40 protein-coding genes and 1 pseudogene are annotated in these 25,868 nt (G+C 55.3%); 3 read left to right on the forward strand and 38 right to left on the reverse strand.

What is annotated here, in order from left to right; translation table 11 throughout:
* Nucleotides 1-13: 13 nt before the first annotated feature.
* The gene (locus tag AC2FJ5_RS17175) at nucleotides 14-991 is read left to right on the forward strand and encodes a TAXI family TRAP transporter solute-binding subunit (RefSeq protein WP_496794129.1); all 978 of its coding nucleotides are present in this window, start codon (nucleotides 14-16) and stop codon (nucleotides 989-991) included.
* Nucleotides 992-1,067: 76 nt separating this feature from the next.
* Here AC2FJ5_RS17175 and rplQ read toward each other — a convergent pair whose 3' ends face one another.
* The 9 genes from rplQ to AC2FJ5_RS17220 all read right to left on the reverse strand — a co-directional run bounded on the left by rplQ (nucleotide 1,068) and on the right by AC2FJ5_RS17220 (nucleotide 7,673).
* The gene (rplQ, locus tag AC2FJ5_RS17180; RefSeq protein ID WP_142639761.1) at nucleotides 1,068-1,490 is read right to left on the reverse strand and encodes a 50S ribosomal protein L17; all 423 of its coding nucleotides are present in this window, start codon (nucleotides 1,488-1,490) and stop codon (nucleotides 1,068-1,070) included.
* Between the two features lie 117 nt (nucleotides 1,491-1,607).
* The gene (locus AC2FJ5_RS17185) at nucleotides 1,608-2,624 is read right to left on the reverse strand and encodes a DNA-directed RNA polymerase subunit alpha (RefSeq protein WP_281995981.1); all 1,017 of its coding nucleotides are present in this window, start codon (nucleotides 2,622-2,624) and stop codon (nucleotides 1,608-1,610) included.
* 115 nt (nucleotides 2,625-2,739) lie between these two features.
* Nucleotides 2,740-3,129, reverse strand: a complete 390-nt coding sequence (gene rpsK, locus AC2FJ5_RS17190; protein WP_037311698.1) for a 30S ribosomal protein S11 — start codon at nucleotides 3,127-3,129, stop codon at nucleotides 2,740-2,742.
* Between the two features lie 14 nt (nucleotides 3,130-3,143).
* Nucleotides 3,144-3,512, reverse strand: a complete 369-nt coding sequence (rpsM, locus tag AC2FJ5_RS17195; protein ID WP_142639766.1) for a 30S ribosomal protein S13 — start codon at nucleotides 3,510-3,512, stop codon at nucleotides 3,144-3,146.
* Between the two features lie 200 nt (nucleotides 3,513-3,712).
* Nucleotides 3,713-4,357, reverse strand: coding sequence for an adenylate kinase (locus AC2FJ5_RS17200; RefSeq protein WP_142639768.1), 645 nt, complete (start codon nucleotides 4,355-4,357; stop codon nucleotides 3,713-3,715).
* Nucleotides 4,354-5,718: a preprotein translocase subunit SecY gene (gene secY / locus AC2FJ5_RS17205; protein ID WP_271951986.1), complete on the reverse strand. Its 1,365-nt coding sequence runs from the start codon at nucleotides 5,716-5,718 to the stop codon at nucleotides 4,354-4,356. The genes AC2FJ5_RS17200 and secY overlap by 4 nt, the downstream gene beginning before the upstream one ends.
* A 109-nt stretch (nucleotides 5,719-5,827) precedes the next feature.
* Nucleotides 5,828-6,301: a 50S ribosomal protein L15 gene (rplO, locus tag AC2FJ5_RS17210; protein ID WP_142639772.1), complete on the reverse strand. Its 474-nt coding sequence runs from the start codon at nucleotides 6,299-6,301 to the stop codon at nucleotides 5,828-5,830.
* Between the two features lie 153 nt (nucleotides 6,302-6,454).
* Nucleotides 6,455-7,282, reverse strand: coding sequence for a hypothetical protein (locus tag AC2FJ5_RS17215; protein WP_496691903.1), 828 nt, complete (start codon nucleotides 7,280-7,282; stop codon nucleotides 6,455-6,457).
* A 178-nt stretch (nucleotides 7,283-7,460) separates the two neighbouring features.
* Entirely contained in the window at nucleotides 7,461-7,673 is a 213-nt protein-coding gene (locus AC2FJ5_RS17220; protein ID WP_496691902.1) for a DUF1127 domain-containing protein, read from the reverse strand.
* Between the two features lie 512 nt (nucleotides 7,674-8,185).
* Here AC2FJ5_RS17220 and AC2FJ5_RS17225 point away from each other — a divergent pair.
* Entirely contained in the window at nucleotides 8,186-9,199 is a 1,014-nt protein-coding gene (locus AC2FJ5_RS17225) for a radical SAM/SPASM domain-containing protein (protein WP_496794130.1), read from the forward strand.
* A 121-nt stretch (nucleotides 9,200-9,320) separates the two neighbouring features.
* Here the strand turns inward: AC2FJ5_RS17225 and rpmD are convergent, their stop codons facing one another.
* From rpmD to AC2FJ5_RS17365, 28 genes and pseudogenes are all read right to left on the reverse strand, one after another.
* The gene (rpmD, locus tag AC2FJ5_RS17230) at nucleotides 9,321-9,509 is read right to left on the reverse strand and encodes a 50S ribosomal protein L30 (protein WP_008757946.1); all 189 of its coding nucleotides are present in this window, start codon (nucleotides 9,507-9,509) and stop codon (nucleotides 9,321-9,323) included.
* Between the two features lie 12 nt (nucleotides 9,510-9,521).
* Complete coding sequence (gene rpsE / locus AC2FJ5_RS17235) at nucleotides 9,522-10,091, reverse strand: 30S ribosomal protein S5 (RefSeq protein ID WP_142639778.1); 570 nt, start codon at nucleotides 10,089-10,091, stop codon at nucleotides 9,522-9,524.
* 116 nt (nucleotides 10,092-10,207) lie between these two features.
* Nucleotides 10,208-10,567 carry a 50S ribosomal protein L18 gene (gene rplR, locus AC2FJ5_RS17240; protein WP_142639780.1) on the reverse strand — a complete coding sequence of 120 codons (360 nt, stop codon included), beginning with the start codon at nucleotides 10,565-10,567 and terminating at the stop codon, nucleotides 10,208-10,210.
* 11 nt (nucleotides 10,568-10,578) lie between these two features.
* Entirely contained in the window at nucleotides 10,579-11,112 is a 534-nt protein-coding gene (gene rplF / locus AC2FJ5_RS17245) for a 50S ribosomal protein L6 (protein ID WP_058272374.1), read from the reverse strand.
* Between the two features lie 12 nt (nucleotides 11,113-11,124).
* A complete protein-coding gene (gene rpsH, locus AC2FJ5_RS17250) occupies nucleotides 11,125-11,517 on the reverse strand; it encodes a 30S ribosomal protein S8 (RefSeq protein WP_142639782.1) in 393 nt (130 codons plus the stop codon).
* Between the two features lie 13 nt (nucleotides 11,518-11,530).
* On the reverse strand, nucleotides 11,531-11,836 hold the full coding sequence (gene rpsN / locus AC2FJ5_RS17255) for a 30S ribosomal protein S14 (RefSeq protein ID WP_142639784.1): 306 nt from the start codon (nucleotides 11,834-11,836) through the stop codon (nucleotides 11,531-11,533).
* Nucleotides 11,837-11,855: 19 nt separating this feature from the next.
* Nucleotides 11,856-12,416 carry a 50S ribosomal protein L5 gene (gene rplE / locus AC2FJ5_RS17260; protein WP_142639786.1) on the reverse strand — a complete coding sequence of 187 codons (561 nt, stop codon included), beginning with the start codon at nucleotides 12,414-12,416 and terminating at the stop codon, nucleotides 11,856-11,858.
* Nucleotides 12,409-12,720, reverse strand: a complete 312-nt coding sequence (rplX, locus tag AC2FJ5_RS17265; protein ID WP_142639787.1) for a 50S ribosomal protein L24 — start codon at nucleotides 12,718-12,720, stop codon at nucleotides 12,409-12,411. Before rplX ends, rplE begins: the two co-directional genes overlap by 8 nt.
* A gap of 2 nt (nucleotides 12,721-12,722) precedes the next feature.
* Nucleotides 12,723-13,091 (reverse strand): 50S ribosomal protein L14, encoded by a 369-nt coding sequence (rplN, locus tag AC2FJ5_RS17270; RefSeq protein ID WP_005621870.1) that lies wholly within the window; start codon nucleotides 13,089-13,091, stop codon nucleotides 12,723-12,725.
* A 76-nt stretch (nucleotides 13,092-13,167) separates the two neighbouring features.
* Entirely contained in the window at nucleotides 13,168-13,398 is a 231-nt protein-coding gene (gene rpsQ / locus AC2FJ5_RS17275; RefSeq protein WP_037311742.1) for a 30S ribosomal protein S17, read from the reverse strand.
* Nucleotides 13,399-13,402: 4 nt separating this feature from the next.
* Nucleotides 13,403-13,609, reverse strand: a complete 207-nt coding sequence (gene rpmC / locus AC2FJ5_RS17280) for a 50S ribosomal protein L29 (protein ID WP_074736205.1) — start codon at nucleotides 13,607-13,609, stop codon at nucleotides 13,403-13,405.
* A gap of 597 nt (nucleotides 13,610-14,206) precedes the next feature.
* Nucleotides 14,207-14,413 (reverse strand): cold-shock protein, encoded by a 207-nt coding sequence (locus tag AC2FJ5_RS17285; protein WP_010437077.1) that lies wholly within the window; start codon nucleotides 14,411-14,413, stop codon nucleotides 14,207-14,209.
* A gap of 203 nt (nucleotides 14,414-14,616) precedes the next feature.
* Nucleotides 14,617-15,237 carry a 2OG-Fe(II) oxygenase family protein gene (locus AC2FJ5_RS17290; protein WP_496691900.1) on the reverse strand — a complete coding sequence of 207 codons (621 nt, stop codon included), beginning with the start codon at nucleotides 15,235-15,237 and terminating at the stop codon, nucleotides 14,617-14,619.
* A 142-nt stretch (nucleotides 15,238-15,379) separates the two neighbouring features.
* On the reverse strand, nucleotides 15,380-15,793 hold the full coding sequence (gene rplP, locus AC2FJ5_RS17295; protein ID WP_085823145.1) for a 50S ribosomal protein L16: 414 nt from the start codon (nucleotides 15,791-15,793) through the stop codon (nucleotides 15,380-15,382).
* A 12-nt stretch (nucleotides 15,794-15,805) separates the two neighbouring features.
* Complete coding sequence (gene rpsC, locus AC2FJ5_RS17300) at nucleotides 15,806-16,516, reverse strand: 30S ribosomal protein S3 (protein ID WP_037311761.1); 711 nt, start codon at nucleotides 16,514-16,516, stop codon at nucleotides 15,806-15,808.
* Nucleotides 16,516-16,896, reverse strand: coding sequence for a 50S ribosomal protein L22 (rplV, locus tag AC2FJ5_RS17305; RefSeq protein WP_039538267.1), 381 nt, complete (start codon nucleotides 16,894-16,896; stop codon nucleotides 16,516-16,518). Before rplV ends, rpsC begins: the two co-directional genes overlap by 1 nt.
* Before the next feature lie 3 nt (nucleotides 16,897-16,899).
* Nucleotides 16,900-17,178: a 30S ribosomal protein S19 gene (rpsS, locus tag AC2FJ5_RS17310; protein WP_005980699.1), complete on the reverse strand. Its 279-nt coding sequence runs from the start codon at nucleotides 17,176-17,178 to the stop codon at nucleotides 16,900-16,902.
* A 3-nt stretch (nucleotides 17,179-17,181) separates the two neighbouring features.
* Entirely contained in the window at nucleotides 17,182-18,024 is an 843-nt protein-coding gene (rplB, locus tag AC2FJ5_RS17315; protein WP_271951974.1) for a 50S ribosomal protein L2, read from the reverse strand.
* A gap of 264 nt (nucleotides 18,025-18,288) precedes the next feature.
* A complete protein-coding gene (locus AC2FJ5_RS17320; RefSeq protein WP_496794131.1) occupies nucleotides 18,289-18,954 on the reverse strand; it encodes a hypothetical protein in 666 nt (221 codons plus the stop codon).
* Between the two features lie 432 nt (nucleotides 18,955-19,386).
* A complete protein-coding gene (locus AC2FJ5_RS17325; RefSeq protein ID WP_176797675.1) occupies nucleotides 19,387-19,563 on the reverse strand; it encodes a hypothetical protein in 177 nt (58 codons plus the stop codon).
* 80 nt (nucleotides 19,564-19,643) lie between these two features.
* A complete protein-coding gene (locus AC2FJ5_RS17330; protein WP_496749423.1) occupies nucleotides 19,644-20,678 on the reverse strand; it encodes a fatty acid desaturase in 1,035 nt (344 codons plus the stop codon).
* A gap of 170 nt (nucleotides 20,679-20,848) precedes the next feature.
* Nucleotides 20,849-21,145: a 50S ribosomal protein L23 gene (locus AC2FJ5_RS17335; RefSeq protein ID WP_142639794.1), complete on the reverse strand. Its 297-nt coding sequence runs from the start codon at nucleotides 21,143-21,145 to the stop codon at nucleotides 20,849-20,851.
* The gene (gene rplD / locus AC2FJ5_RS17340) at nucleotides 21,142-21,759 is read right to left on the reverse strand and encodes a 50S ribosomal protein L4 (RefSeq protein ID WP_050605826.1); all 618 of its coding nucleotides are present in this window, start codon (nucleotides 21,757-21,759) and stop codon (nucleotides 21,142-21,144) included. The genes AC2FJ5_RS17335 and rplD overlap by 4 nt, the downstream gene beginning before the upstream one ends.
* Complete coding sequence (gene rplC / locus AC2FJ5_RS17345) at nucleotides 21,756-22,481, reverse strand: 50S ribosomal protein L3 (protein ID WP_271951966.1); 726 nt, start codon at nucleotides 22,479-22,481, stop codon at nucleotides 21,756-21,758. The genes rplD and rplC overlap by 4 nt, the downstream gene beginning before the upstream one ends.
* Before the next feature lie 18 nt (nucleotides 22,482-22,499).
* The gene (gene rpsJ, locus AC2FJ5_RS17350) at nucleotides 22,500-22,814 is read right to left on the reverse strand and encodes a 30S ribosomal protein S10 (RefSeq protein WP_008756422.1); all 315 of its coding nucleotides are present in this window, start codon (nucleotides 22,812-22,814) and stop codon (nucleotides 22,500-22,502) included.
* A gap of 192 nt (nucleotides 22,815-23,006) precedes the next feature.
* The gene (locus AC2FJ5_RS17355) at nucleotides 23,007-23,666 is read right to left on the reverse strand and encodes a hypothetical protein (protein WP_496794133.1); all 660 of its coding nucleotides are present in this window, start codon (nucleotides 23,664-23,666) and stop codon (nucleotides 23,007-23,009) included.
* Between the two features lie 155 nt (nucleotides 23,667-23,821).
* Nucleotides 23,822-23,923: pseudogene (locus AC2FJ5_RS17360) on the reverse strand (EF-Tu C-terminal domain-related protein); the annotation flags it as partial.
* A 44-nt stretch (nucleotides 23,924-23,967) separates the two neighbouring features.
* On the reverse strand, nucleotides 23,968-24,720 hold the full coding sequence (locus AC2FJ5_RS17365) for an FkbM family methyltransferase (RefSeq protein ID WP_271951961.1): 753 nt from the start codon (nucleotides 24,718-24,720) through the stop codon (nucleotides 23,968-23,970).
* A 256-nt stretch (nucleotides 24,721-24,976) separates the two neighbouring features.
* Here AC2FJ5_RS17365 and AC2FJ5_RS17370 point away from each other — a divergent pair, with 256 nt between their 5' ends.
* Complete coding sequence (locus AC2FJ5_RS17370; protein WP_142639802.1) at nucleotides 24,977-25,318, forward strand: RidA family protein; 342 nt, start codon at nucleotides 24,977-24,979, stop codon at nucleotides 25,316-25,318.
* Between the two features lie 253 nt (nucleotides 25,319-25,571).
* On the opposite strand, the gene AC2FJ5_RS17375 is transcribed toward AC2FJ5_RS17370, so the two are convergent.
* Nucleotides 25,572-25,868, reverse strand: a 297-nt coding sequence (locus AC2FJ5_RS17375; protein WP_496794134.1) for an EF-Tu C-terminal domain-related protein, incomplete at its 5' end; no start/stop codon positions are given.

Below are 25,868 nucleotides of genomic sequence, written 5' to 3' on the forward strand. Positions count from 1 at the left end.
AGGAAATATTGTTTTGAGGTCATTCACTCTGAAATGTCTGTCGCGCGGGCGGCTTTCATCGCTCGCACTGATCGCAACCCTTGGGATAATCGCCCCGGCGGTACAGGCGGATACCAAACTGACCATGGGGACCGGAGGGAAAACCGGGTACTATTTCAACGTCGGCAATCTGCTGTGCAAGTCATTTGTCAAAGCGACGAGCGGTAATAAATGCCGCGCACGGCCAACAGGTGGCCCGAAGGAAAACCTTCCAAAGCTGCGCAGTGGCAAGTTCGACATCGTCGTGGCGCGGTCCGACTGGGTCAATGACGCGCTGTTGGGGGCAGCCTATTTCGAAGGCAAAGGGCCGGACACAACTCTGCGCTCATTATTTTCGATCCACAGTGCACCCCTGACAGTTGTTATACGCAAAGAGTCCGGAATCAGTTCCATTGATAAACTGGATGGAAAGCGTGTCCGATTGGGAGGATCGGCATCCAGCTTGGTCAGAAAGCTTCCCTATGCCGGAAGCTGGGACATCTCGGGATTTAGCACGATCAAACTCGGAGAGATGGGCCTCCAGCGAAAGGCTTTGTGCGCGGGCGAGATTGACGTCGTCGCCAGTGTCGTCGGCTATCCGTCAAGCCTGATTCAAAAAACAGCCCTGACATGCGCGATTCAACTGGTCGAACTTTCCGGGCGCGATATCGACCGTCTGGTTTCCGGCTCCGAGGCGCTCAGCAAAGTGACCATCCCTGCAAATACCTATACAGGGGTGACGTCACCAACCAGAACATTCGGCTATAAGGCTAGTCTTCTAAGCAATGCCAACGTACCCGATGACGATATCTATGCCTTTGTGAAATCGACCTTTGAAAACCTGCCGCAACTGGCGGTCGGACACCCGGCGCTGAAAGGTTTGCAACCAACTGACATGATCGGCGATGGCATGCCAGCACCTCTCCATCCAGGGGCAGCCCGATATTATCGAGAGCGTGGCTGGATCAACTAGGCCAGAGATAGAGTTGTGAAAAAGAAAAACCCCCGCGTCCGAGACACGGGGGTTTTCACATGAAAGCCAGGCTTTCTTATTCTTCGTCTGCGGCCTCTTCGGCGGCGGTACGCGCTTTGTCTGCAGCGCCTTTGGCGTCCAGATCGCGGTCAACGAATTCGATGATCGCCATCGGGGCCATGTCGCCATAGCGGAAGCCTGCTTTCAGGATCCGGACATAACCGCCCTGACGCTCGGCATAACGGGGGCCCAGGATTTCGAACAGCTTTGCGACGTCTTTGTCTTCTTTCAGCTGCGATGCGGCCTGACGACGGGCGTGCAGGTCGCCGCGCTTGCCCAGAGTGATCAGTTTTTCAACGATCGGGCGCAGTTCTTTTGCCTTGGGCAAAGTTGTTTTGATCTGCTCATGTTCGATGAGCGAGCCAGCCATATTCGCAAACAGAGCCTTACGGTGCTCATGAGTACGATTCAGGCGGCGGTAACCACGTGCGTGACGCATTTTCTAGTTCCTTCTTCAGCGTTTTGCTTTGTCTGGCCGGCGATGCGTGTCACCGGCTCTCCTTGGGGCATGATTGCCCGTGCATTCCCCGCAAGCGCGGGCATTGGGAAGACGCGCTTAAAACGCGTCTTCGAATTTCTTCGCCAGATCTTCGATGTTGTCAGGCGGCCAATCCTCGACATCCATGCCGAGGTGCAGACCCATGCCGGACAGCACTTCTTTGATCTCGTTCAGCGACTTGCGGCCGAAGTTCGGGGTGCGCAGCATCTCGGCTTCGGTCTTCTGGATCAGATCGCCAATGTAGACGATATTGTCGTTCTTCAGGCAGTTTGCCGAACGGACCGACAGTTCCAACTCATCTACTTTCTTCAGCAGCAGCGGGTTGAACTCCAGACCATCATCCTCGTCCTGACGACCAGCCGCTTCCGGCTCATCGAAGTTGACGAAGATCGACAGCTGATCCTGCAGGATGCGCGCGGCATAGGCCAACGCGTCCTCGGGGGTGATCGAACCGTCAGTCTCAATCTTCAGGGTCAGCTTGTCATAGTCCAGAACCTGACCTTCACGCGTCGGTTGAACATCATAGGCGACCTTTTTAACCGGCGAATAGATCGCGTCGATCGGGATCAGGCCGATAGGTGCATCTTCTGGCTTGTTCTTTTCAGCCGAGACATAGCCCTTACCGGTGTTGACGGTCAGTTCCATGAACAGGTCGGCACCATCATCCAGGTGACAGATGACGTGATCGCGGTTCAGAACCTCGATGCCAGCGCTTTCGCTGATGTCCCCTGCGGTGACGATTGCCGGACCTTTTGCATTGATCGACAGACGCTTGGGGCCTTCAACCTCCATGCGCAGAGCGACCTGCTTGAGGTTAAGGATGATGTCGGTGACGTCTTCACGCACGCCCGCGACCGAGCTGAACTCGTGCAGGACGTTGTCGATCTGAACGCTGGTGATGGCCGCACCTTGCAGCGAGCTCATCAGAACGCGGCGCAGCGCGTTGCCCAAAGTCAGACCAAAGCCACGTTCCAGCGGTTCCGCAACCAACGTAGCCTGGCGCGCAGGGTCGTTTCCCGGCTTGCTTTCCAGCTGGGTTGGCTTGATCAATTCTGCCCAATTCTTGTGGATCATGTAATCCCTCCATTCCTGTCCGCGCCCCATGACCAACAAGGTGCAGACGCCCGAGGTTCAAAATGACGTGCTGGGGCCGTGCGAAAATGCGGGCCCCAGCTCAATTCTAATTCGCTTAGACGCGGCGGCGTTTCGGCGGGCGACAGCCATTGTGAGCGATCGGCGTCACGTCGCGGATCGACGTGATGTTGAAGCCCACTGCAGCCAGTGCGCGCAGAGCCGATTCACGACCCGAACCGGGGCCCTGAACTTCGACTTCCAGCGTCTTGACGCCGTGATCCTGCGCCTTTTTACCTGCGTCTTCCGCAGCCATCTGAGCAGCATACGGTGTAGATTTACGCGACCCTTTGAACCCCATGGTCCCGGCCGACGACCATGCAATGGCGTTGCCTTGCACGTCCGAGATCAGGATCTTGGTGTTGTTGAAGGTCGAATTCACATGGGCCACGCCCGATGCGATATTCTTGCGCTCTTTTTTCTTGGTACGAGTCTTTTCGCGTGCCATCGGTCAGACCCTCCTTATTTCTTCTTGCCAGCAATGGCCTTTGCGGGGCCTTTGCGGGTACGAGCGTTGGTATGGGTACGCTGACCGCGAACGGGCAGGTTACGACGATGACGCAGACCGCGGTAGCAACCCAAATCCATCAGGCGCTTGACGTTCATCTGAACTTCGCGACGCAGGTCACCTTCGACGGTGAAGTTTGCGTCGATATGTTCGCGGATGGCCAGAACTTCGGAATCCGACAGCTCATTGACGCGACGGTGCGCTTCAATGCCTACGGCTTCGCAGATGGCCTGCGCCGAGGTGTTGCCGATACCGGTGATATATGTGAGGGCGATAGGTACCCGCTTTGCAGTCGGGATGTTTACGCCGGCAATACGTGCCACGTGTCACTTTCCTTTTTGTTGCGGTTCCGTAGCTCCGGAACCTTTTTTCACAACACTTGACCGTGGCAGTGACGCCAGAGGGCCCAGTATTATTCGAGGTGGTCGGGGCAGTTAGGACGAATCCCGCCTGCGATCTTGATTCCCTTTAGGGATGGGGGTCGATATGGGCTTTTGCGCTTGGCGTCAAGGCCATATTGGAGCTAGCCGAGTACGGCCTCGATCGACGCAGTCACTTCCTTGATATCGGCCAACCCATTGACCGGGCGAAGATCGCCTTTGGCGTAGTAATAACCAATCAGCGGCGACGTCTTTTTGTAGTACTCCATCAACCGCGTGCGCAGGCTGTCTTCGTTGTCGTCGGCGCGACGCGTGAACTCTTTTTGCTCACCACAGTTGGTGCAGCGACCATCTGCCGGGATCGGCTTGGTCTTGTCATTATAAACTTCGCCACAGCCCGAACAGGTCGAACGTGCGGTGATCCGATCCACCAGGGCATCGTCATCCACCCGCATCTCGATCACAGTGTGCAGTGACTGGCCCAGCTTGGTCAGCAAAGCCGCCAATGCGTCGGCTTGTGCCAATGTGCGCGGAAAACCGTCAAAGATGAAACCGGCACCGGTTTCGGTGGTCAGCTTCTCTTCGATCAGGCCGATGACAATCTCATCGGTGACCAGCTTGCCGGCATCCATGATGGCTGCAACCTTCAGGCCCATCTCGGTGCCCGAGGTTTTGGCTTCGCGCAGCATGTCTCCGGTGCTCAGCTGCACCATGCCGCGTGTTTCAACAAGATGACGCGCTTGCGTTCCTTTACCCGCCCCCGGGGGGCCCAGAAGAATGATGTTCATCGACGAGCGGGTCCCTTCCTGCCGCGTTTCTTACCCTTCCCGCGCAGTTGGGACTTTTCGATAAGCCCTTCGTATTGATGCGCCAGCAGGTGGCTCTGAACCTGTTGGATCGTATCCATGGTCACAGAGACGATAATCAGAACCGAAGTACCACCGAAATAGAACGGAATGGCAAACTGGCCCCGCAGGATTTCAGGCAGCAGACAAACCGCCGCCAGATAAGCCGAACCCAGAACCAGCACGCGGTTGACCACGTATTCCAGATACTCGGCGGTTTTCTTACCCGGACGGATACCCGGCACAAAACCGTTCTGCTTTTTCAGGTTATCCGCCACGTCATCCGGTTTGAACGACACGTTGAACGTGTAGAAATAGGCAAAGAATACGATCATCGACGCAAAGAACAGCAGGTACAGAGGCTGACCGGGTCCAAAATTGGCCAGCAGCCAGGACATGATCGGCCCGTTGGTCGCACCCGATGAGAAGGTTGAGATCGTCACCGGCAGCAGCAGCAGCGAGCTGGCGAAGATCGCCGGGATAACGCCGGCCGGGTTCACTTTGACCGGCAGGTGGCTCGAGCCGCCCTCATAGATCTTCATACCGGCCTGACGGCGCGGGTATTGAATATGGATCTTGCGCAAAGCGCGCTCCATGAACACCACAAAGGTGATCACGGCGATGACCATGACGATCACTCCGATGATCACTGCGGGGCTGATTGCGCCGCTGCGGCCACTTGCGAAGAACTGAGCCAACGCTGCCGGAACCTCGGCGATGATGCCAACGAAAATAATCAGAGAGATACCGTTGCCGATGCCGCGCGCGGTGATCTGCTCACCCAGCCACATCAGGAACATGGTGCCGCCAACCAGTGTAATCATAGTCGACAGACGGAAATAGAGGCCCGGATCGGTCGCCAGATCGCCCGACTCCAGCGAAACGGCCAAGCCATAGGCCTGAACGGTGGCCAGCGCCACGGTGCCAAAACGGGTATATTGGTTGATCTTCTTACGACCCTGCTCGCCCTCTTTCTTGAGCTGTTCGAGCGCGGGAACCATCGAGGTCAGCAGCTGAATGATGATCGAGGCCGAGATGTAAGGCATGATGCCGAGGGCAAAGATACCCATCCGCCCAAGCGCCCCGCCGGTGAACATCGAAACCATACCGCCGATGCCCTGCCCCGCTTGCTCCATGAACTCACGCAGGGCCTGTCCGTCGATCCCCGGCACCGGTATAAAAGTGCCCAGGCGATAGACGATCAACAAACCCAGTGTGAACAGGATGCGGTTGCGCAGATCGGTGGCTTTGCCCAAAGCAGCCCAGCTAGTGTTGGCTGCCATTTGTTCTGCTGCTGATACCATAAATCGGTCTCTCTTATGAAAACACCGCCCGGAACCGTTTTCCGGCTCGGGCGGCGTCTTGGAAAACTCTGAGGTCTATGTAAGCGGGTCTTGGCCCGCTCACAAGCGCTTACTCTGCCGCAGCGGCTTTTGTGACCGTCAGTGAACCGCCCGCTTTTTCGACTGCCTCAACGGCAGCTTTCGAAGCACCAGTTACTTCCAGGGTCACCTTGGCGCTGATTTCGCCTTTGGCCAGAACGCGGATACCGTCCAGTTTACGGCGAACCAGACCGGATGCAACCAGTGCGTCCTCGGTGATCGCAGCTTTGGCATCCAGCTTACCGGCGTCGACGAATTTCTGGATCAGGCCCAGGTTGATAACGGCAAACGCCTTGCGGTTTGGCTTGTTAAAGCCGCGCTTGGGCAGGCGTTGGTACAGCGGCATCTGACCGCCTTCGTAGCCATTGATGGCCACACCCGAACGGGATTTCTGACCTTTGATACCACGGCCACCCATTTTACCTTTGCCGGAACCGGGACCACGGCCGACGCGGGTCCGTTTCGGTGTGGCGCCCGGGTTGTCGCGCAATTCATTCAGTTTCATTTCGCTTCTCCTTCGCCGGAAATGACCCCGAAGCGTGATGGGTCAAACACGGCATTTCTTGGTTTTGATTCTTGCGGCGCAGTACGCCACCGGAGCCCGATACAGCTTTGTGGCTGAGGATGCAAGTTTTGAAGTGAACAACACCCAAACTGTCTAGCCTTCAGCATTTTGGATTGGCGCGTCCAGTGGATTAATCCGGTGTTTGGCCAGAAGCTTACCCACCAGGCTATCTGGATCTGGCAGGCCATTATACCTGTTCCTAAGGATCGAACGCATCCGGCGACCATAAAAGTGAATGGAAACTGTGTCCTCGTGGAAGAACCTGGATAAATCGGCGTTTGGGCGTGCCAAAGCGCGCCGTCTGGTAAAGTTCACCGGATAGAACACATGCTCAGGCAGAACAAATTGGTGTTCGCCGGTTTGCCGTAAAGCCCAGGCAAAGGCTGACGGACCCCATGCGCCCCAATATTGCGCGGGCACATTGATCGGATCACCTGCATCCTGTGCCGCACGAAGGGGTTCCTGATATCGTTTGGGCAGCCATGGCGGAATCCGATACGGGTCCGTTGTATATTCGATGAGCAGATCCAGCGCCGGGCTGTCTGACGGAATGCCCAATACGCCGATCGCAATCTCTCCTTCGAGCATTCCGTAAAAATGCCCGGTCTCCGTTGTGAAAGGACGCATGCAATAGGCGTCCGTATCCGCCCATATCAAATCGGGCTCCTGCGCCAACATGCGGTATCGGAACTTGTCCGAATGCGGCGCCGGGCTACCAGTACGGCTATGCGCAATGAATTCTGTGCCAGGCATCACATCGCGCGCATCGCGGGTATCCACACCTTCAGGTATCCCGGAGACATTCCCATAGGTGTAGAGGCGAACGGATTGACCGGTATCCAGATAGGATTTGATGCAGAGCTGCTCGAGAAAGCTCAGCGGGCCATCCACCCACAACATGCCGATCTGGTAGTCTCGCACTGTGTCAGCCTCGTCATCGCGTTATTGGGACATAGCCCCCTCTAATAATTCTCATGGAAAATTTCCAAACGATCCACAATGCAGAGCGACCAATTTCACCGTGCCTGTGCCTTTCAAGCACGCAGAATCAAAAAGAGGCGCCAAATGGCGCCTCGGTGTTGTTCAGCCTGCCAGGTTCTCAGCAGTAGACGTGCTTATGCGCAATATCACTTATATCGCACCGGCGGATACCAATGTCGTTCAGTTCGCGATCAGTCAGGTTCTGAAGCTCTGAATAGGTGCGGCCGAATTCGGCGCGCAGGGCATAGGCCTCTTTCACGCGTGCGATCAGAGTTGCGATGCGGGCGGTCAGACCAAAGCCTTCGCGGGAAAAAGTTGCTGTGTTTGCCATTTCTATATTCCTTTCTAAACCGGAGCGTATTCTCCAGATTTCGTTTGCGTTCCTATTTGGGACAAAGCTCAAATAAGAACGCCAGATAACGCTAACAACAGAAGATTCGGTCTGGCCGGTATGCATTGGGGGAATGGCAGTGAAAACACTGTTTAGACATCCCACTACAGGCTTTCGTTGAAATAGACCTTTGGATTTCTCGGCTAAAGATAAGATTTATCAAATTTATATATTTTAATATCTTTTTTCTTTTACGGACCCATATTTTCACTATTCTATCACATATCTGTGAACTATCGGGCTATTTCGGCCTGTTTTACCATTTTCGCCTCGCACGTTTAGGGCGTCCTCGACTTCATGAATGAGGATACTCCATGCCTTTGGTTTCAAGCGTTATTAGAAGGTTGCGCTGGATTCAGCGCCGTCCTTCCTTGAAGCAATCGGCAAACCTGTTGCGCAACGTTCGGGGCTATCTTCTTCACTCTCAACAAGCCGCCCCGCTGCCGTCTCTGGTGAAAATTGATATTTCGCCGCTGTGCTCACTAGCCTGTCCACATTGCGTCCATGCGAACCCATCCCGACGCAACCGGCCATTACTCAGCGATCAGAAGTTCGGAAAGCAGGACAAGCTTAGCCTTCAGCAGTACCGGCATATCATTGACCAGATCAAAGATCGCGCGCTTGGTGTAAGCATGTTCTACTATGGCGATCCTCTGGCACACCCGGACCTCACCGACATGATCCGGGCCACGACCGCAGCCGGTTTGGAAAGCCATATCACCACCCATTTCAGTTATCGGCTAAAAGCCGAGAGAATTCATAACCTAGTCGATGCCGGGCTTAGCCATATCACAATCTCAGTTGATGGCGCGACGCAGGAAAGCTTTCAGGTTACCCGTGTTCGCGGACGCCTGGATTTCGTTCTGAACAACCTGCGACTACTGGCTGGCTATAAAAAGAGGAAGGGTCTGAAATCTCCGTTCATAGAAATACAGCATATCTCTTTCCCCCATCACGCCGAGGATGAACTGGATCAGGTGAAGGCCATCGTAGACGAGATTGGTATCGACGCCTTTACCACGTTTGAAGGGCTACGGTTCGATGCAAATGGAGATCTGTACAACGTCGTAGACGACGATCCCGATCGGATTGAAAATGGCCTGCCCCTGTCATCATCCCTCACCCCAAGGTGCCATTGGCCCCACAGCAGCACGGTCATTCGCTTTGATGGCGATGTGATTCCCTGCTGTCTCTGGCGATCCGGCCGCCAATATGTTTCCGACAAGAACCGTGATCCGCATGTGTTGGGAAATGTTTTCGACGAACCGCTTGAAACCATCTGGAACAACGAAAAATACAAAGCTCTGCGCCGGCAGGTCTGGAACCCGCGTGCTCATTCCAAACGCGAGGCAGCAGCCAGTTTTTGCGATGGATGCCCCAGGCTGTACGAAAAACCAGGCAGAGAACCTTCGTTGCGCCATGAAGTCGATATTGAGTTTGCAGAAAAAAAGGCGCTCGGGTCTTAGCCGAGTTTGCGCCGAGGCACTGAACAGCACCATAAGACGAGCCGGAAAAAAACGACCGGCCAAACAAGAAAACGCCCCCGATCAGAACGGAGGCGTTTTTAAGTCTTCAAAGAACTCGCGATTAGCCGCGTTCTTCGATGATCTCTACCAGATGCGGGATCTTGTTGACCATACCGCGGACCGAAGGAGTATCCTCCAGCTCACGGGTTTTGTGCATCTTGTTCAAGCCCAGACCGATCAGGGTCGCGCGCTGTTCGGCGGGGCGGCGGATCGGGGAACCGATCTGCTTGACGACGATGGTTTTTGCCATGGGTCGCTCTCCTTATGCTTCTGCTTCAGCAGCAACAGGCGCTTCGTCCCGCTTGGGCAGGATGTCAGCAACTTTCTTGCCGCGACGCTGTGCAACCGAACGCGGGCTCTGCTCTTTTTGCAGGCCGTTGATGGTGGCGCGGATCATGTTGTACGGGTTCTGCGAGCCCAGCGACTTGGACACAACGTCCTTGACGCCCAGCATTTCGAACACAGCACGCATCGGACCACCGGCGATGATACCAGTACCTTCAGGTGCCGAGCGCATAACCACTTTACCGGCGCCGTGACGGCCTTCGATATCGTGGTGCAGGGTCCGACCTTCGCGCAGCTGCACGCGGATCATCTGACGCTTGGCTTGTTCAGTTGCCTTACGGATGGCCTCGGGTACTTCTTTTGCTTTACCCTTGCCAAAGCCGACGCGGCCTTTCTGATCGCCGACAACCACCAGAGCGGCGAAGCCAAAGCGCTTACCACCTTTTACGGTTTTCGACACGCGGTTGATCGCGACCAGACGGTCTGCGAATTCCGGAGTTTCGTCGCGGTCGCGGCCACGGCCCCGACGGTTTTCACGTTCTGCCATTTGGCATCCCTTTTCTCATGTGGCGCATTGCGGCGCCGTTGTTTCAATCCAAGTGAGCCTCGACTATTGCCGAGGCCCCCGGATCATCGGGGCAGCTGAGGCGCTGCCCGCAAGTCTTAGATCTTCAGACCACCTTCACGCGCAGCGTCGGCGACAGCCTTCACTTTGCCGTGGAACAGGAAGCCGCCACGATCGAAATAAGCCTCTTCGACGCCTGCCTTCTTGGCACGCTCGGCGATGGCTGCGCCCACTTTCGTAGCCGCTTCGACGTTGTTTGTGCCAACTACACCCAGATCTTTTTCCAGGGTCGAGGCCGAGGCCAGGGTCACGCCACGAACGTCGTCGATCAGCTGAGCGCTGATGTTCTTGTTCGAACGGTGAACCGACAGGCGTACACGACCTGCATTGACCTTGCGAAGTTTGTTCCGAACGCGCAGGCGGCGCTTCAGAAACAGGGTTCTTTTGCTGTTTGCCATTGTTTGCGTCCTTACTTCTTCTTGCCTTCTTTGCGGAAGATGAATTCGCCCTTATAGCGGATACCCTTGCCTTTATACGGCTCGGGACGGCGCCATTCGCGGATTTTCGCCGCGACTTCGCCCACCTGCTGCTGGTCGTTACCTTCCACAATGATCACGGTCTGCTTCGGTGCGGTGATGGTGACACCCTCCGGAGCAACGAAATCAACGTCGTGGCTGTAGCCCAGGTTCAGCTTCAGGGTGTTCCCCTGCATCTGAGCCCGGTAACCAACACCCTGGATCTCCAGCTCTTTTTTGAAGCCTTCGGTCACACCGGTTACCAGATTGGCAACCATGGTGCGGCTCATGCCCCATTGCTGACGGGCACGTTTGGACATGCCACGCGGGTTGATTTGAACCACATTGTCTTCGACCGACAGCGTAACGTCATCAGTCGCAGTGAAGCTACGGGCACCTTTCGGGCCTTTGACTTCGATGGTCTGGCCGGAAACCGAGGCGGTTACACCGCTGGGCAGTTCGACCGGACGTTTACCAATACGAGACATTGACAGACCTCCTTAGAAGACGGTGCAGAGCACTTCGCCGCCAACATTGTTGGAGCGTGCATTCTGGTCCGACATCACACCTTTCGGAGTGCTGACAATCGACACACCCAGACCCTGACGGACCTGCGGGATGTCATTGACGCCCATGTATACGCGACGACCGGGCTTGGAGACCCGCTTCAACTCGCGAATGACAGGGGTGCCTTCGTAGTATTTCAGGCTGATTTCGATGGCCGGATGACCGTTTTCACCGGTCATCTTTTCGTAGCCACGGATGTAACCTTCGTCCGCCAGCACGTCCAGAACCCAAGCGCGCAGTTTCGACGCCGGAGTGTTTACAGTGGACTTGCCGCGCATTTGCGCGTTGCGGATACGGGTGAGCATATCGCCGATAGGATCGTTCATATCTATGTCTCCCTTACCAGCTCGATTTCACCATGCCGGGGATCTGACCTGCAGAACCCAGCTCGCGCAGCATGATACGGCTGACCTTCAGCTTACGATAGTAAGCATGAGGACGACCTGTCAGCTGACAGCGGTTGTGAAGACGAGTTGCCGAGCTGTTGCGCGGCAGTTTCGCCAGTTTCAGACGCGCTTTGAAACGCTCTTCCATCGGCTTGCTCTCGTCATTCGCGATTTCTTTCAGCTCGGCACGCTTTGCGGCATATTTGGCCACCAGGCGTTCGCGCTTCTTCTCGCGTTCGATCATTGCTTTTTTAGCCATGTCTCAATCCTCCCGGCGCTTAAGCGTTGAACGGCATGTTGAACGCTTTCAACAGGCTTTTCGCTTCAGCGTCGGTTTTCGCTGTGGTGGCAATTACGATATCCAGGCCCCAGACCTCGTCGACCTTGTCGAAGTCGATTTCCGGGAACACGATGTGCTCTTTCATGCCCATGGCAAAGTTGCCACGACCGTCGAAAGAAGGCTTAACACCGCGGAAGTCACGAACGCGCGGCAGCGCGATGGTGATCAGACGATCCAGGAATTCATACATCCGGTCACCGCGCAGGGTAACTTTCGCACCCAGCGGCATGTCTTCACGGACGCGGAAACCCGCGATCGACTTCTTCGCCAGTGTTGCAACAGCCTTTTGGCCTGCAATCGCGGTCAGATCTTCAACAGCGGCTTTCGCCTTCTTCGAGTCTCTGACGGCCTCTGCACCACAACCGATGTTCAGAACGATCTTTTCCAGCTTGGGCAGCTGCATATCGCTCTTGTAACCGAACTCTTCTTTCAGAGCGGCACGGATGGTTTCAGCGTACTGAGCTTTCAGACGCGGGGTGTAGGTTGCGGTATCAAGCATCGATCACGTCCCCCGTGGTCTTGGCAAAACGAACCTTCTTGTCACCTTCCATGCGGAAGCCAACGCGGGTTGCTTTACCGTTTTTGTCCAGCAGAGCCAGGTTCGACAGCTCAATCGGGTTTGCCTGAGGCAGGCGACCACCTTGCGAGGTCTGCGACTGGCGGGTGTGGCGAATGGCGATGTTCACGCCATCAACAACGGCTTTACCGGCTTTCGGGTCGACCGAGGTGATAGTTCCCTCTTTGCCCTTGTCCTTGCCAGCCAGCACGACGACCTTGTCGCCTTTGCGGAGTTTAGCAGCCATGATTACAGCACCTCCGGAGCAAGCGAGATGATTTTCATGAAGTTCTTCGCGCGCAGTTCACGAACAACAGGGCCAAAGATACGGGTACCTACGGGCTCGTTGTTGTTGTTCAGAATGACGGCGGCGTTGCGATCGAAACGGATCGCGGTGCCGTCTTCGCGACGGACTTCTTTGGCGGTGCGTACGACGACGGCCTTACGGACGTCACCTTTCTTTACGCGGCCGCGTGGGATGGCTTCCTTCACCGAGACGACAATGATGTCGCCTACAGAGGCGTATTTACGCTTGGAACCACCCAGGACCTTGATGCACTGAACTCGGCGTGCGCCGGAGTTGTCAGCGACATCCAGATTGGTCTGCATCTGGATCATGTGGTTTCTCCCGACCTGTGGGGGCTGGTCTTGTTAGATCCCCCAGGGTTTCGACAAATGGGAAAATCCCGGAGGCTTACGCTTCCAGAACTTCCCAACGTTTCGTCTTCGATTTCGGCGCGCATTCGATAATGCGGACTGTGTCGCCGACCTTGAAGGCGTTCTTTTCATCGTGAGCCCGGTATTTCTTGGACTTACGGATGGTTTTCTTCAGAACCGGATGCGTAAAGCGGCGCTCGACGGATACGGTTACAGTCTGTGCGTTGGCATCGCTGGTTACGGTGCCGGACAGGATACGCTTAGGCATAGGATTACTCCTCCGATGCCGCAGCAGCGGCCTTTTCGTTCAGGATGGTTTTAACGCGGGCGGCGTTGCGGCGGGCCGCTTTGATGCCAGCGGTGCTTTCCATCTGACCGGTTGCCTGTTGAAAGCGCAGGTTAAAGCTTTCTTTCTTCAGGTTGGCCAGTTCCTCGCGGAGCTGGTCAGGGGTCTTGTCACGCAGTTCTTGGGCGTTCATCGCCTTTTCCTTTGCTCAAAACACCAGAAGGCCCCTATGCAGGGTCACCTTTGACCTGGTGGATGAATGATAGACATACGAATCCCCCGACTCGGCCGGGGGAACGCAAGATGCCGCTCTATAGGGGGTTCAGGGGTGGGTGGCAAGGGAAAGTTTGGCGTATGGGAATGCAAGCAAACTAGCCAAGTAGAAACTATATCTGCTTGCAGGCTTCCAAAGCTTGAAGCAGGACATAAAACGTTGCGCTGATTGTCACCGCCGAAACGACCATTTCAACCGAGGTAATGTTTCGCATTCCGCGTAATCCTATGATCGCCAGAATGCTCTCCCTCAAGTTCCAACCCGTTCGATAAAGTATCAGCAGAAACAGCACCAACACGCCCCCCCAAAATACTGGAGTAGCAGTTTCCATGGCCTGCCTGAGACACGGGTTTATACCACTTGTTGTCAAAGCTAACACCGATCACTTCCTTCGCGGCGATCTTCATCAGTGCGTCGCAGTGCAGTCAATCGCAATTTCGGCACTACCTTCCACAAACGCAAAACGCGGCCTCGTTTGCACGAGGCCGCGTCTTCAACTGTCTAAGTCTAAGTGACTTACGCCAGAGCGATGTTCACAGCCGACTCACGACCGTCACGGCCGGGTTCGATGTCGAATGTTACTTTCTGGTCGTCGGCCAGGCCGGTCAGACCCGAGCGCTCGACAGCAGAGATGTGTACAAACACGTCTTTGCCACCGGTCTCCGGTGCGATGAAGCCAAAACCTTTAGTTGTGTTGAACCATTTTACGGTGCCGTTGGCCATATCCGTAGTCTCCTAGTAAATTGCTGTCCGCGGAATTGCGACAGCGCGGCGTTGTCGGTCTGGATCGAAAGACTGAACGCCGATATTCGGGAGACAGTGGTCGAAAAAGAAAAACGTAAGCGCCCCCCACATCGTTTATCTGACGACACAATGCAAGAACTTTTCACACATTCCTTTGAATCAGAGTCCCTTAAACGACCGTGCTAGTCCCATTTATAGTTAAAGCTGACGGAAATCCGCTCATCCTCGGCCATGTTCATCGGCACCTCGTGGCGCAACCAGCTCTCCCATAGCAAGACATCGCCAACCTGAGGCTTCACATAGATGAATGGCTGCAGGTCCCGACGCCCCCCTTTCATACGCGTGGGCGCTGCCATCATGCGGCCCGAGCGCGGGTCTTCAAGCTTCAGCGCGCTAGCGCCTTCGGGCATCGAAACATAAGTCGTGCCCGAGATCACGCTGTGTGGGTGCAGGTGGCTGGAGTGCATTCCGCCCTCGGGCAAAATGTTGATCCAAAGGTCTTCAAGCTTTAGTTCACCCTCACCCAGATCAAACTCCAGATCCTTAGCAAAAGCTGCAACGTGCTGGTCCAGCACCTTAACCAGATCGGCAAAGATCGGAAACCGCCAAGGCAGATCCGTCAGCGAGGCATAGCTGGTATAACCGGGATAGCCGTTTTCTTCGCACCATTCCTGCCCGGCCTCATCATCCTCGGCGATGACAAGACAGGAGCTTTCCAGCTCCTCCGGGTCGATCTTGGGATCAAACTCGGACAAAGCTGCGCGATAGAGACGGGTGACAAAAAGTGATTCAATCTGTGCCATGGGTCTGTCTTAAACCAGCCTCTCGATGAAGGCGATGGGTGTTTTGCGAGGCTGTGGCGGAGCAACGCCCTCAAACCCAAAACCCCCGCCGGTTTCCCGACGGGGGTCAATCTTGTCGCGAGCGGGGTCGCCCCCGGGTCGCTTACCAGTCTTCGCGAACCACGACGCGAGTCTTGATCGGCAGCTTCATCGCAGCCAGGCGCAGGGCCTCGCGGGCGATGTCGTCATTGACGCCGTCGATTTCGAACATCACGCGGCCAGGCTTGACTTTGCATGCCCAGCGGTCGACCGAACCTTTACCTTTACCCATACGAACTTCGATCGGCTTAGCCGTAACCGGAGTGTCGGGGAAGATGCGGATCCAGACACGGCCCTGACGCTTCATGTGACGCGTCATGGCACGACGTGCAGCTTCGATCTGGCGTGCAGTTACACGCTCAGGCTCAAGAGCTTTCAGTCCATAGGTGCCAAAGTTCAGATCAGAGCCGCCCTTGGCTTCACCCTTGATCCGGCCTTTGTGCATCTTGCGGAATTTAGTACGCTTTGGTTGAAGCATATCTTTCCCTCCTTAGCGACGACCGCCACCAGCACCACGAGGTGCAGGGCCGTCCTGGAGTTCCTGTGCTTTACGGTCACGTGCCTGCGGATCGTGCTCCATGATCTCACCTTTGAAGATCCAGACCTTGATCCCGATGATCCCATAAGGAGTCATCGCTTCGGCTTGTGCGTAATCGATGTCGGCGCGCAGCGTGTGCAGAGGCACACGGCCTTCGCGGTACCACTCGGTCCGTGCGATTTCGGCGCCACCCAGACGGCCAGCGACGTTCACCCGGATACCCAGAGAGCCCATACGCATGGCGTTCTGAACAGACCGCTTCATCGCGCGACGGAACGAAACCCGGCGCTCCAGCTGCTGAGCGATAGACTCGGCAACCAGCTGTGCGTCAAGCTCGGGCTTGCGCACTTCGACGATGTTCAGGTGCAGTTCGCTGTCTGTCATCAGGGCGATTTTCTTGCGCAGAACTTCAATGTCCGCGCCTTTCTTGCCGATGATGACACCCGGACGTGCTGTGTGGATCGTAACGCGGCACTTCTTGTGCGGACGTTCGATGATCACACGGGCGATGCCGGCTTGCTTGCACTCTTTGTTGATGAACTCACGGATCTTCAGATCTTCCAGCAGAAGATCACCGTAGTCCTTGGTGTCGGCGTACCAGCGGCTGTCCCAGGTGCGGTTCACCTGAAGGCGCATGCCGATCGGATTTACTTTATGACCCATTAGGCTTGCTCCTCAACTTGACGCACCTTGATGGTGATCTCCGAGAACGGCTTCATGATCTTGCCGAAACGGCCACGGGCCCGAGGGCGACCGCGTTTCATGACCAGGTTCTTGCCAACCCATGCTTCGGCAACGATCAGCTCGTCGACGTCCAGATTGTGGTTGTTCTCAGCGTTGGCGATTGCGGACTGCAGGCACTTTTTGACGTCCTGCGCGACACGCTTGTTCGAGAAAGTCAGGTCGGTCAGAGCCTTCTCAACTTTCTTGCCGCGGATCATCTGCGCAACCAGGTTCAGTTTCTGCGGGCTGGTACGGAGCATGCGCGTTTTTGCCATTGCTTCGTTTTCAGCCACGCGGCGGGGGTTCTTTTCCTTGCCCATGACTTACTTCCGCTTCGCTTTTTTGTCAGCGGCGTGACCGTAATAGGTGCGAGTCGGCGAATACTCACCGAACTTCTGACCGATCATGTCTTCCGAGACGTTGACGGGGATATGCTTCTGGCCGTTGTACACACCAAAGGTCAGACCCACGAACTGGGGCAGAATGGTGGAACGACGCGACCAGATTTTGATAACTTCGTTGCGGCCCGACTCGCGCGCTGCTTCGGCTTTTTTCAGCACGTAAGCATCGACGAAAGGACCCTTCCAAACAGAGCGAGACATGGATTAACGTCCCTTCTTCTTGGCGTGCCGCGAGCGGATGATCAGCTTCTGGGACGCTTTGTTTTTGTTGCGAGTACGCTTACCCTTGGTGTCCTTACCCCAAGGCGTAACCGGTGTACGGCCACCCGAGGTACGGCCTTCACCACCACCGTGCGGGTGATCGATCGGGTTCATAGCAACACCACGAACCGACGGACGCACGCCTTTGTGGCGCATACGACCGGCTTTACCGAGGTTTTGGTTGCTGTTGTCGGGGTTGGACACGGCACCAACGGTGGCCATGCATTCCTGACGGACCATGCGCAGCTCGCCCGAGCTCAGACGGATCTGAGCATAACCGCCATCGCGGCCTACGAATTGCGCGTAAGTACCGGCCGCACGTGCGATCTGACCGCCTTTACCAGGCTTCATCTCGATGTTGTGGACGATGGTACCAATAGGCATACCCGAGAACGGCATTGCGTTGCCCGGCTTGATGTCGGCCTTGGCCGAAGCCACAACCTTGTCACCAATAGCCAGACGCTGCGGAGCCAGGATATATGCCTGCTCGCCGTCTTCGTATTTTACCAGTGCGATAAACGCGGTCCGGTTCGGGTCATATTCGATCCGCTCGACGGTTGCCGCGACATCAAATTTATTCCGTTTGAAGTCAACGATCCGGTAGAGACGCTTTGCGCCACCGCCGCGGCGGCGTGAAGTGATCCGTCCGGTGTTGTTCCGGCCGCCCGATTTGGTCAAACCCTCAGTGAGAGACTTGACCGGACGTCCTTTCCAAAGCTCCGAACGGTCGATCAGCACCAGCCCGCGCTGGCCCGGCGTCGTCGGCTTGTACGACTTGAGTGCCATGCTTTCTGTCTTCCGTTTAGCAAGTGCGAGGCATTGCCCCGCTATGTGATAGGCCCCCGTAGGTGCCAAGGGTATAGGGCCCCGAAGGTCCCCGGTTACAAATATCAGAAGCCCCGGAACGAATCCGAGGCCGCAAGATTGGGTGCATATAGCCGTGTTGGGGGTGGGTGTCTATAGGGCAGTCTAAATTCGTTTCATCCAAAACTCCTGACCAAGAATAAGCTTCAAGGTATCAATCAGGTTTCTACATCTAGCAGTACTCTTCTACGTATTTGTTTCGTTTTTCCGGATAACCGCCGGGTGAGCTTGTGGAAGCGCACGCAATAGGTCACGCTCATTCCCATACGGCCCCAAGGCTCTTCGCAACGCGTTCGGGTTATGTAAGCGAAACTCCTCCAAAGATAACATCACTCTCCAAACCTCCCTCGGTATTTTGAAACTTATAGTTCCATTGCGATTAGGAACGACGAGCGAAGGTCGATTAATTAAACGCTTGCCTAGCAAGCTGATGGCAATTTCTGAGTCGGGTATGATATTTACTGCCCTGTCTTCCTTTGCACGAGCTGCGCTAAGTTTCTCCACCTCACTTAGCTCTAGGTCCAACAGCTTTTTTTTGATCATTCGCCTTCGAAATGGAGCAGCAACAAATGTTGAGGCACTTCGGAGAAGCTTGAAGGTCCAACCACCAAACAAGAGCAGGCCCTTAATTACAGAGGTCAAAGCCAGACACCCAAAGAAAATGAATGCCAACCACCCCAGCGGCAGTGCCCACGGCGGGAGCCCAGCAAATCGCTCAGGCCAATAATAATCAACTAGGAGTATTGTGCAGCTAACAGCTAGTACAGTCCATACGACCTTCGCTGGCGCCTCAACTACTGCTTTTACCCATTCAAAGTAGTTCAAATTAAGCGCCTCTGAATTCTTCGCCATTTATTAAATACGTAACATCGGTCTAAACGAGATAAACTAAAGTCACTTACAGGCACAACCGCACTGCCCATCTCGCCTCAACATCAGGGATGCTTCCAATTTCGCAACACGAATCCAGCGCGGAATCAAGGCCGAAGGCCGCCGCGCCAGCGACTGCCCGTCCCGGCGGGCTGGCGCTTGGGGACGTTTGCGCCTCGCTCTGAGGTTGGATGTATTTGGCACTATAAAGCGCGCAGATCAGTCGCTGCGGCGCCATCCCACGGGCAGTCACTGGCGCGGCTTGCGGATAGAGACAACAAAAAACCCGCTTTCGCGAGGGCCCAATATCTCTCTCCAAAGACGAGGCCGACCAGAGGCTGGCGAACACGTCAATGGATGCCATTTTCCAGTGTTACACCAGAAGCCTCAACGCTCACCCATAGCCCCGCACGATCACTTCTTGTCGCGCGCGGCCTTCTCTTCTTTGGTCAGCTTGGCGTTCCAAACATTCTTGCTCAAACCCAGCTCAGCGGGCGCGGGTTTGGTTTTGCCGATGCTGACTTTGCCTCCTTTATCCAGGAACTCCTGAATAAGGGCCTCATCTGTTGTTTCTTTGGGGACATGTTTCATAAGAGCGACCGTATCCGCATCACACGCCGGGGGCAACGACCGGATTTCCGGCTATCGTTCACACCCTCTGACCGATCCCGTCACCCATACAGCGCGCGCGCTTCGGCAAAGGACAGCAGGCGCCGGTTTTTCTCATCCCACAGGTGTAGCCGTGCGTTGGCGAGGCTCTCGCGGATGGTCATCCGGTTGCTGTTGGCCAATTCGTCATGATCCCGCAGCACTTCGGTCAGGCGATAGAACGGGATGCGACTGTACAGATGGTGTACGTGGTGGATGCCGATATTGGCCGTGAACCACTGCAAGACGGATGGCAGGATATAGTGCGAGCTGCCGTGCAGAGCGGCCTCGTGCAGTTGCCAGTCCTGATCCGGATCCCATTGCGTCTCTTCGAATTGGTGCTGGACATAGAACAACCAGACGCCAGCCGTTGCAGCGATCAGGGTCGAAGGCAGGAAAATCAGCAGAACCGGCATCAGGCCACCAAAATAGTAGATGGCCCCCAGTGCGGTCAGAATGGCCAGGTTCGTCGCCATCGCGCTGACCCAGAATTTCGGAATACCGGTCAAGCCAAGCGGGAGGCGGTTTTGAAACAGGAACAAATAGCCGGGCCCAAAGCCAAACAGGGTGATCGGGTGGCGATAGAGCCGGTAAAATAACCGGTTCAAAGGCGTCAGCGCCCGGTATTCGGCCACCGTCAGCGTATGGATGTCCCCCATCCCGCGCTTATCCAGATTGCCAGATGAGTTGTGATGCGAGGAATGTGTGCGCCGCCAAACATCGTAAGGCGTCAACGTCAGCACCCCGAGCCCCCGACCGACCCAGTCACTGACCGTCCGGTTCGTAAAAAATGCCCCGTGACCGCAATCATGCTGAATGGCAAACAGGCGCAGCAGAAAGGCTGCGTTCAGAACCGAGATCGCAAGCGCTAGCCAATAGCTGACCGACAAAGACATCCAGGCCAAGGCCCAAAGCGCTATGAAGGGAACACAGGTAACCCCCAGCTCGAACCAGCTACGCGGTTGGCTTGGCTCCCGATATTTGGCCAGCGTCGACACCCAGTCCCGCGCGACAGTCACATCCGGGTTGTCCCGGGTCGAGAGAGTGGATTGGGTCATGCGCCTGCCATATCGTTTGTTTGTTCCATACCGGATAGACGACCCCACCGGCATAGCAATCATTTTCTGTTCGAGACGCTGGGAATGGCGCTCAACTTTTGGTGTCACTACCTAAAGAAAAACCCCCGCTTTCGCGGGGGTCTTAATGGTTTGTCCAAAGACAGGCCCGATCAAAGACCGGTGGAAATGTCGATGGTGTTACCCTCTTCAAGGGTCACATATGCTTTTTTGACGTCTTTCCGCTTGCCCAACTGGCCGCGGAACCGCTTGACCTTACCTTTGGTCACAGAGGTGTTCACCGCTTTGACCTTCACACCAAACAGTGCCTCAACGGCCTCTTTGATCTGTGGCTTGTTGCTGTCAATCGCAACCTCAAAGACAACCGCGCCGTTTTCGGACGCCATGGTCGACTTTTCGGTGATGATCGGCTTGCGGATCACGTCGTAGTGTTCTGCCTTCGCGCTCATTTCAGTCGAGCCTCCAGTGCTTCGACAGCCGCTTTGGTGAGCACCAGAGTGTCACGCTTGAGGATGTCATAAACGTTTGCACCCATCGACGGCAGGATATCCAGACCTTCGATGTTGCGCGACGCCTTCAGGAACCCTTCGTTCACGGTCGCCCCGTCGATGACCAGAGCGCGTTTCCAACCCAGGTTTGCAACCTGCTTGGCCAGAGCGGCGGTCTTGCCTTCGGCTTCGGCGTTCTCGATCACAACCAGCTCACCAGCTGCCATTTTAGCAGACAGCGCGTGGCGCAGACCAAGTTTACGGAACTTTTTCGGCAGGTCATGACCATGTGAACGCACGACCGGACCTTTGTAAACGCCACCACCCCGGAAGATCGGTGCCGAACGGGCGCCGTGGCGTGCGCCACCGGTGCCTTTTTGGCGATAGATCTTCTTGGTCGAGTAGGACACTTCCGAGCGGGTCTTGACCTTGTGGGTGCCAGCCTGCGCGTTGTTACGCTGCCAACGGACCACACGGTGCAGGATGTCCGCGCGCGGCTCCAGGCCGAACAGGTCTGCATCCAGCTCGATGTTGCCGGCTTTGCCGCCGTCCAGTTTGATTACATCAAGTTTCATGCTTCACCACCTTCCGCGGGAACTTCTTCCGCAGGTGCTTCGGTTGCAGCCGATTTCACAGCAGCCGGGAAAGGCAGGCCTTCCGGTGCTTTCTTCTTGACGGCGTCCTTGACGGTAACCCAACCGGATTTCGGTCCGGGAACGGCGCCTTTGATGAAGACCAGACCACGGTCGGCGTCGGTTTTGACGACTTCCAGGTTCTGGGTGGTTACACGGGCAGCACCCATGTGACCGGCCATCTTTTTGCCTTTGAAAACTTTGCCCGGATCCTGACACTGGCCAGTTGAACCGTGCGAACGGTGGCTGATCGAAACACCGTGCGAGGCGCGAAGACCACCGAAGTTCCAGCGCTTCATTGCACCGGCAAAGCCTTTACCGATCGAAGTACCCGAAACGTCAACTTTCTGACCTTCCAGGAAATGTTCTGCCGAAATCTCGGCGCCAACTTCAATCAAGCCATCTTCAGAGACGCGGAACTCGACCAGCTTACGCTTGGGTTCAACCTTGGCAGCGGCATAGTGACCGCGCATGGCTTTCGAGGTGCGTTTTGCCTTGGCAGCACCGGCACCCAGCTGAACAGCAGTATAGCCGTCCTTCTCGTCCGTGCGCTGTGCAACAACCTGCAGGTTGTCCAGGTGAAGAACGGTCACAGGGATCTGCTTGCCGTCTTCCATGAACAGGCGGGTCATGCCGACTTTTTTTGCGATAATACCAGAGCGCATAATCTATACCCTCCGATCTTACGACTGCAGCTTGATCTCGACGTCCACACCAGCAGCGAGGTCGAGCTTCATCAGCGCGTCAACGGTCTGGGGGGTCGGATCAACGATGTCGAGCAGACGCTTGTGCGTGCGGATCTCGAACTGGTCGCGGGATTTCTTGTCAACGTGAGGGCCACGGAGAACCGTGAACTTCTCGATCTTGTTCGGCAGCGGGATCGGGCCGCGCACGTTCGCGCCGGTCCGCTTGGCAGTGTTGACGATCTCTTGCGTGCTGGCATCCAGAACGCGATAGTCAAATGCCTTCAGCCGAATACGGATATTTTGGCTTTGCATAATAACAGCCTTTTATCAGGCGTTGAGGTTGAGAGGAGGACAAGCGCGCATCGCCAACCCTCATCGAACCCAAAAGGCGGGAATCACCCCGCCTTGATGTTCTCATAGAGAACTCGCGCGAACTACAGGGGTTGGTGGGGTTTGGCAAGGGGGTTTAATGTATTTCGACACGTGTAATCGATGCCGCTCCAGCTACTCACACCATTTTATCAGATTGGTATCAATTGAATGCTCAAAACACTCAGTATACGGGAGCCAAAGAAAAGCATTGCCGTCCACAATGTAAAGGCCAGTAGGTTTGTCATCAACGACAACTCCAAACCTTAGAGAGGCGGCTTCCAATTCCATCTCGCAAATGGACTTCGGCTCTAGGACAACTGAACCCGGGCCATTATACGAAGGGTACTCGACTTTGCTGGCGTCAACACGCGAATTGATCTCAGCGTTTTCGCATTTCCGATAGAACTCTTCAGTCGCAGCGACAATTTCTGCATACATGCTTTTTCCTATGTGTTCTTTCAGCGGAAATCCACCGTTCGCAAGAACAAACTTTTCATTGGCTTCAATCAATAGCGAACAGTTCTCTTCACTATCGAATACTGCAAGCGCTTTACCGTCAGGTTTAAGCGCTCCTTGATACCGGTTTCTAATGAAATCAACTTCGAAAACGCTAGGCAAACTGATACGTTTGAAGCTCGGATCTGAAAAGCCTGCGCCGCAATGCCAATCGGCATCCAAAGCAACGCCCCCCAGGATGGTCAGCTTTTTTCTTGAAGAAACTTGTGTCGTTTCAAGCGTGGTGCAAGCGCACAATACGAGGCAAGAGAGGATCAAAAACGTTGTTTTGTTCAAAATTTTCTCGTCAGTGTTTGTTCGTATATACGGTCCAAAAGCAGAATGCTGAGTGAGCTTAAGTCAAAACGCCAACTAAATATCAAGTTGAAAACGGAAACAGGAAAGGGCGCCCCGAGGGACGCCCTTTCCGTTTGATCATTCGCTTGCGCGACTTACTCAACAATCTTCGACACAACACCGGCGCCGACGGTGCGGCCGCCTTCGTGGATCGCAATGCGCAGGCCATCTTCCATCGCGATTGGCTCAACGCCTTCGCGGACAACACAACTCGCGCTGCATGCGGAAAGATGCCCTTAGACTATGTCTTGGCTACGCGTGCCGCCATACGTGACAGTCTGGTATCCTGATAGTCGAACACTGAGCTTTCGAAAGGGGCAAAGATGGCATCGCAATCGGTCGCTTCTGCAGACGGTGGCCTGACGAATTCGTGCAGCTCAAACCCGTGATCTGCCATCGCGGCGACAAAATCGCTGAACCTATAACCGCCATGATACCGACGCCGTACAGAGACTTCAGCCAATACAAAGGTGCATTTTTTCAGCATCTCCGATGCACCTTTAATAACCTCGATTTCAAAACCTTCCGTGTCGATTTTCAATCCGAAAGGTTCCTTGTAGGAAGACGCAATCTCATCCAGTGTTTTTACCGGGACTTGTCGCTCTTCAACTTGCGAGGTGTGCTGGATTGCCGCTTCGTCAAACTCCTGCATCGTTGCCCGTGTGCCGAGCCAACGATCGCCAACTGTTGGAATTCGAAGAGTCGTCTGTCCGCTTTCGGCACCAACTCCGCAAGCATGGAAATCAAAATCGATCTTGTCGCCCCAGTTTTTCCGTACCTTGGTTTCGTAATCCGAAATGGGCTCAACCAACACAAACTTGGCTGCAGGGAAAGCTTCGTACAAATGCTCGGTTCCCGAGGCCACCCCGACATCGAATACTGTCTCGACCTCAAAACCCAGATTACCGATATAGGCACCCGTCTCCTTCATTGGCGAAACCTGATATCCTCGCCGCTTCAGGCGTTTGGACAGTCGTTCTACGGTTTCGTCCATGTCGAAGTATCCTTCTTGCGGTTTCGCCCGATGCAATCCACTGAAACCAACTAGAGAGCACTTCAACGGCAAAAGCGCAATCTGGTATACTGTGTCGCTGGCAAGCTAGCCTAGGCGTGGCGAAATGCTATCGACCCGGGCCGTCCCCGACCAGTTCAACTTTTCTGAAAGTTACTCAAGCGGTTTCCGTTTGCCATGCGGGGCATCTTATGACCATGAACGCGTGCATCAAACAGGAAACAGCGAGATCACTCCAATGATAGAACGCATCGAAACCGGCGAGAGATCGTCCAAAATCGTTAAACATAATGGTGTGGCCTATTTGACCGGGCAAGTCGCCGAAGGTGATACCATTCAGGAACAGGTGCGTATTTGCCTTGGGAAAATTGACGACCTGCTAGAGCGCGCAGGTTCATCACGGGAAAAGATGCTGCGTGTGACCATCTGGCTGGCCGATATGAAGGACTTTGCTGGTTTGAACGAGGTCTGGAATGCTTGGGTTCCTGCAGGATACGCACCTGCGAGGGCGTGTGGCGAAGCAAAACTAGCGCGGCCCGAACTGAAGGTGGAATTCATAGTGGACGCCGCATACGACTGAAGCATGCTGCTTCTTTAGGAATTCCCCCGTCTTGAACTACCAAATTCAAACAGAAAAAGCCCGCCCCGTTTGGGGCGGGCTTTTTTTGTTTCGACGGTTAGGTCTGAGACTATTCGACGAACGATCTCATCACCGCCTCCGATCACTCAACACTCATTGGTGTACGACATGGGTGCGTCGCGGGCTTGTCGAGATCAAACGAGAAAGGGCGCCGGATGGGCGCCCTTTCCATTTGATCATTCGCTTGCGCGAATTACTCGACGATTTTCGACACAACGCCGGCGCCGACGGTGCGGCCGCCTTCGCGGATGGCGAAACGCAGGCCGTTTTCCATCGCGATCGGTGCGATCAGCTCAACCTCGAACGACACGTTGTCGCCGGGCATAACCATCTCGGTGCCAGCTGCCAGGGTCACGGTGCCGGTCACGTCAGTTGTACGGAAGTAGAACTGCGGACGGTAGTTCGCGAAGAACGGCGTGTGACGGCCACCCTCTTCCTTGGTCAGGATATAGGCTTCGGCTTCGAACTTGGTGTGCGGTGTAACCGAACC

The sequence above is a fragment of the Ruegeria sp. CDSA221 genome (assembly GCF_059611825.1).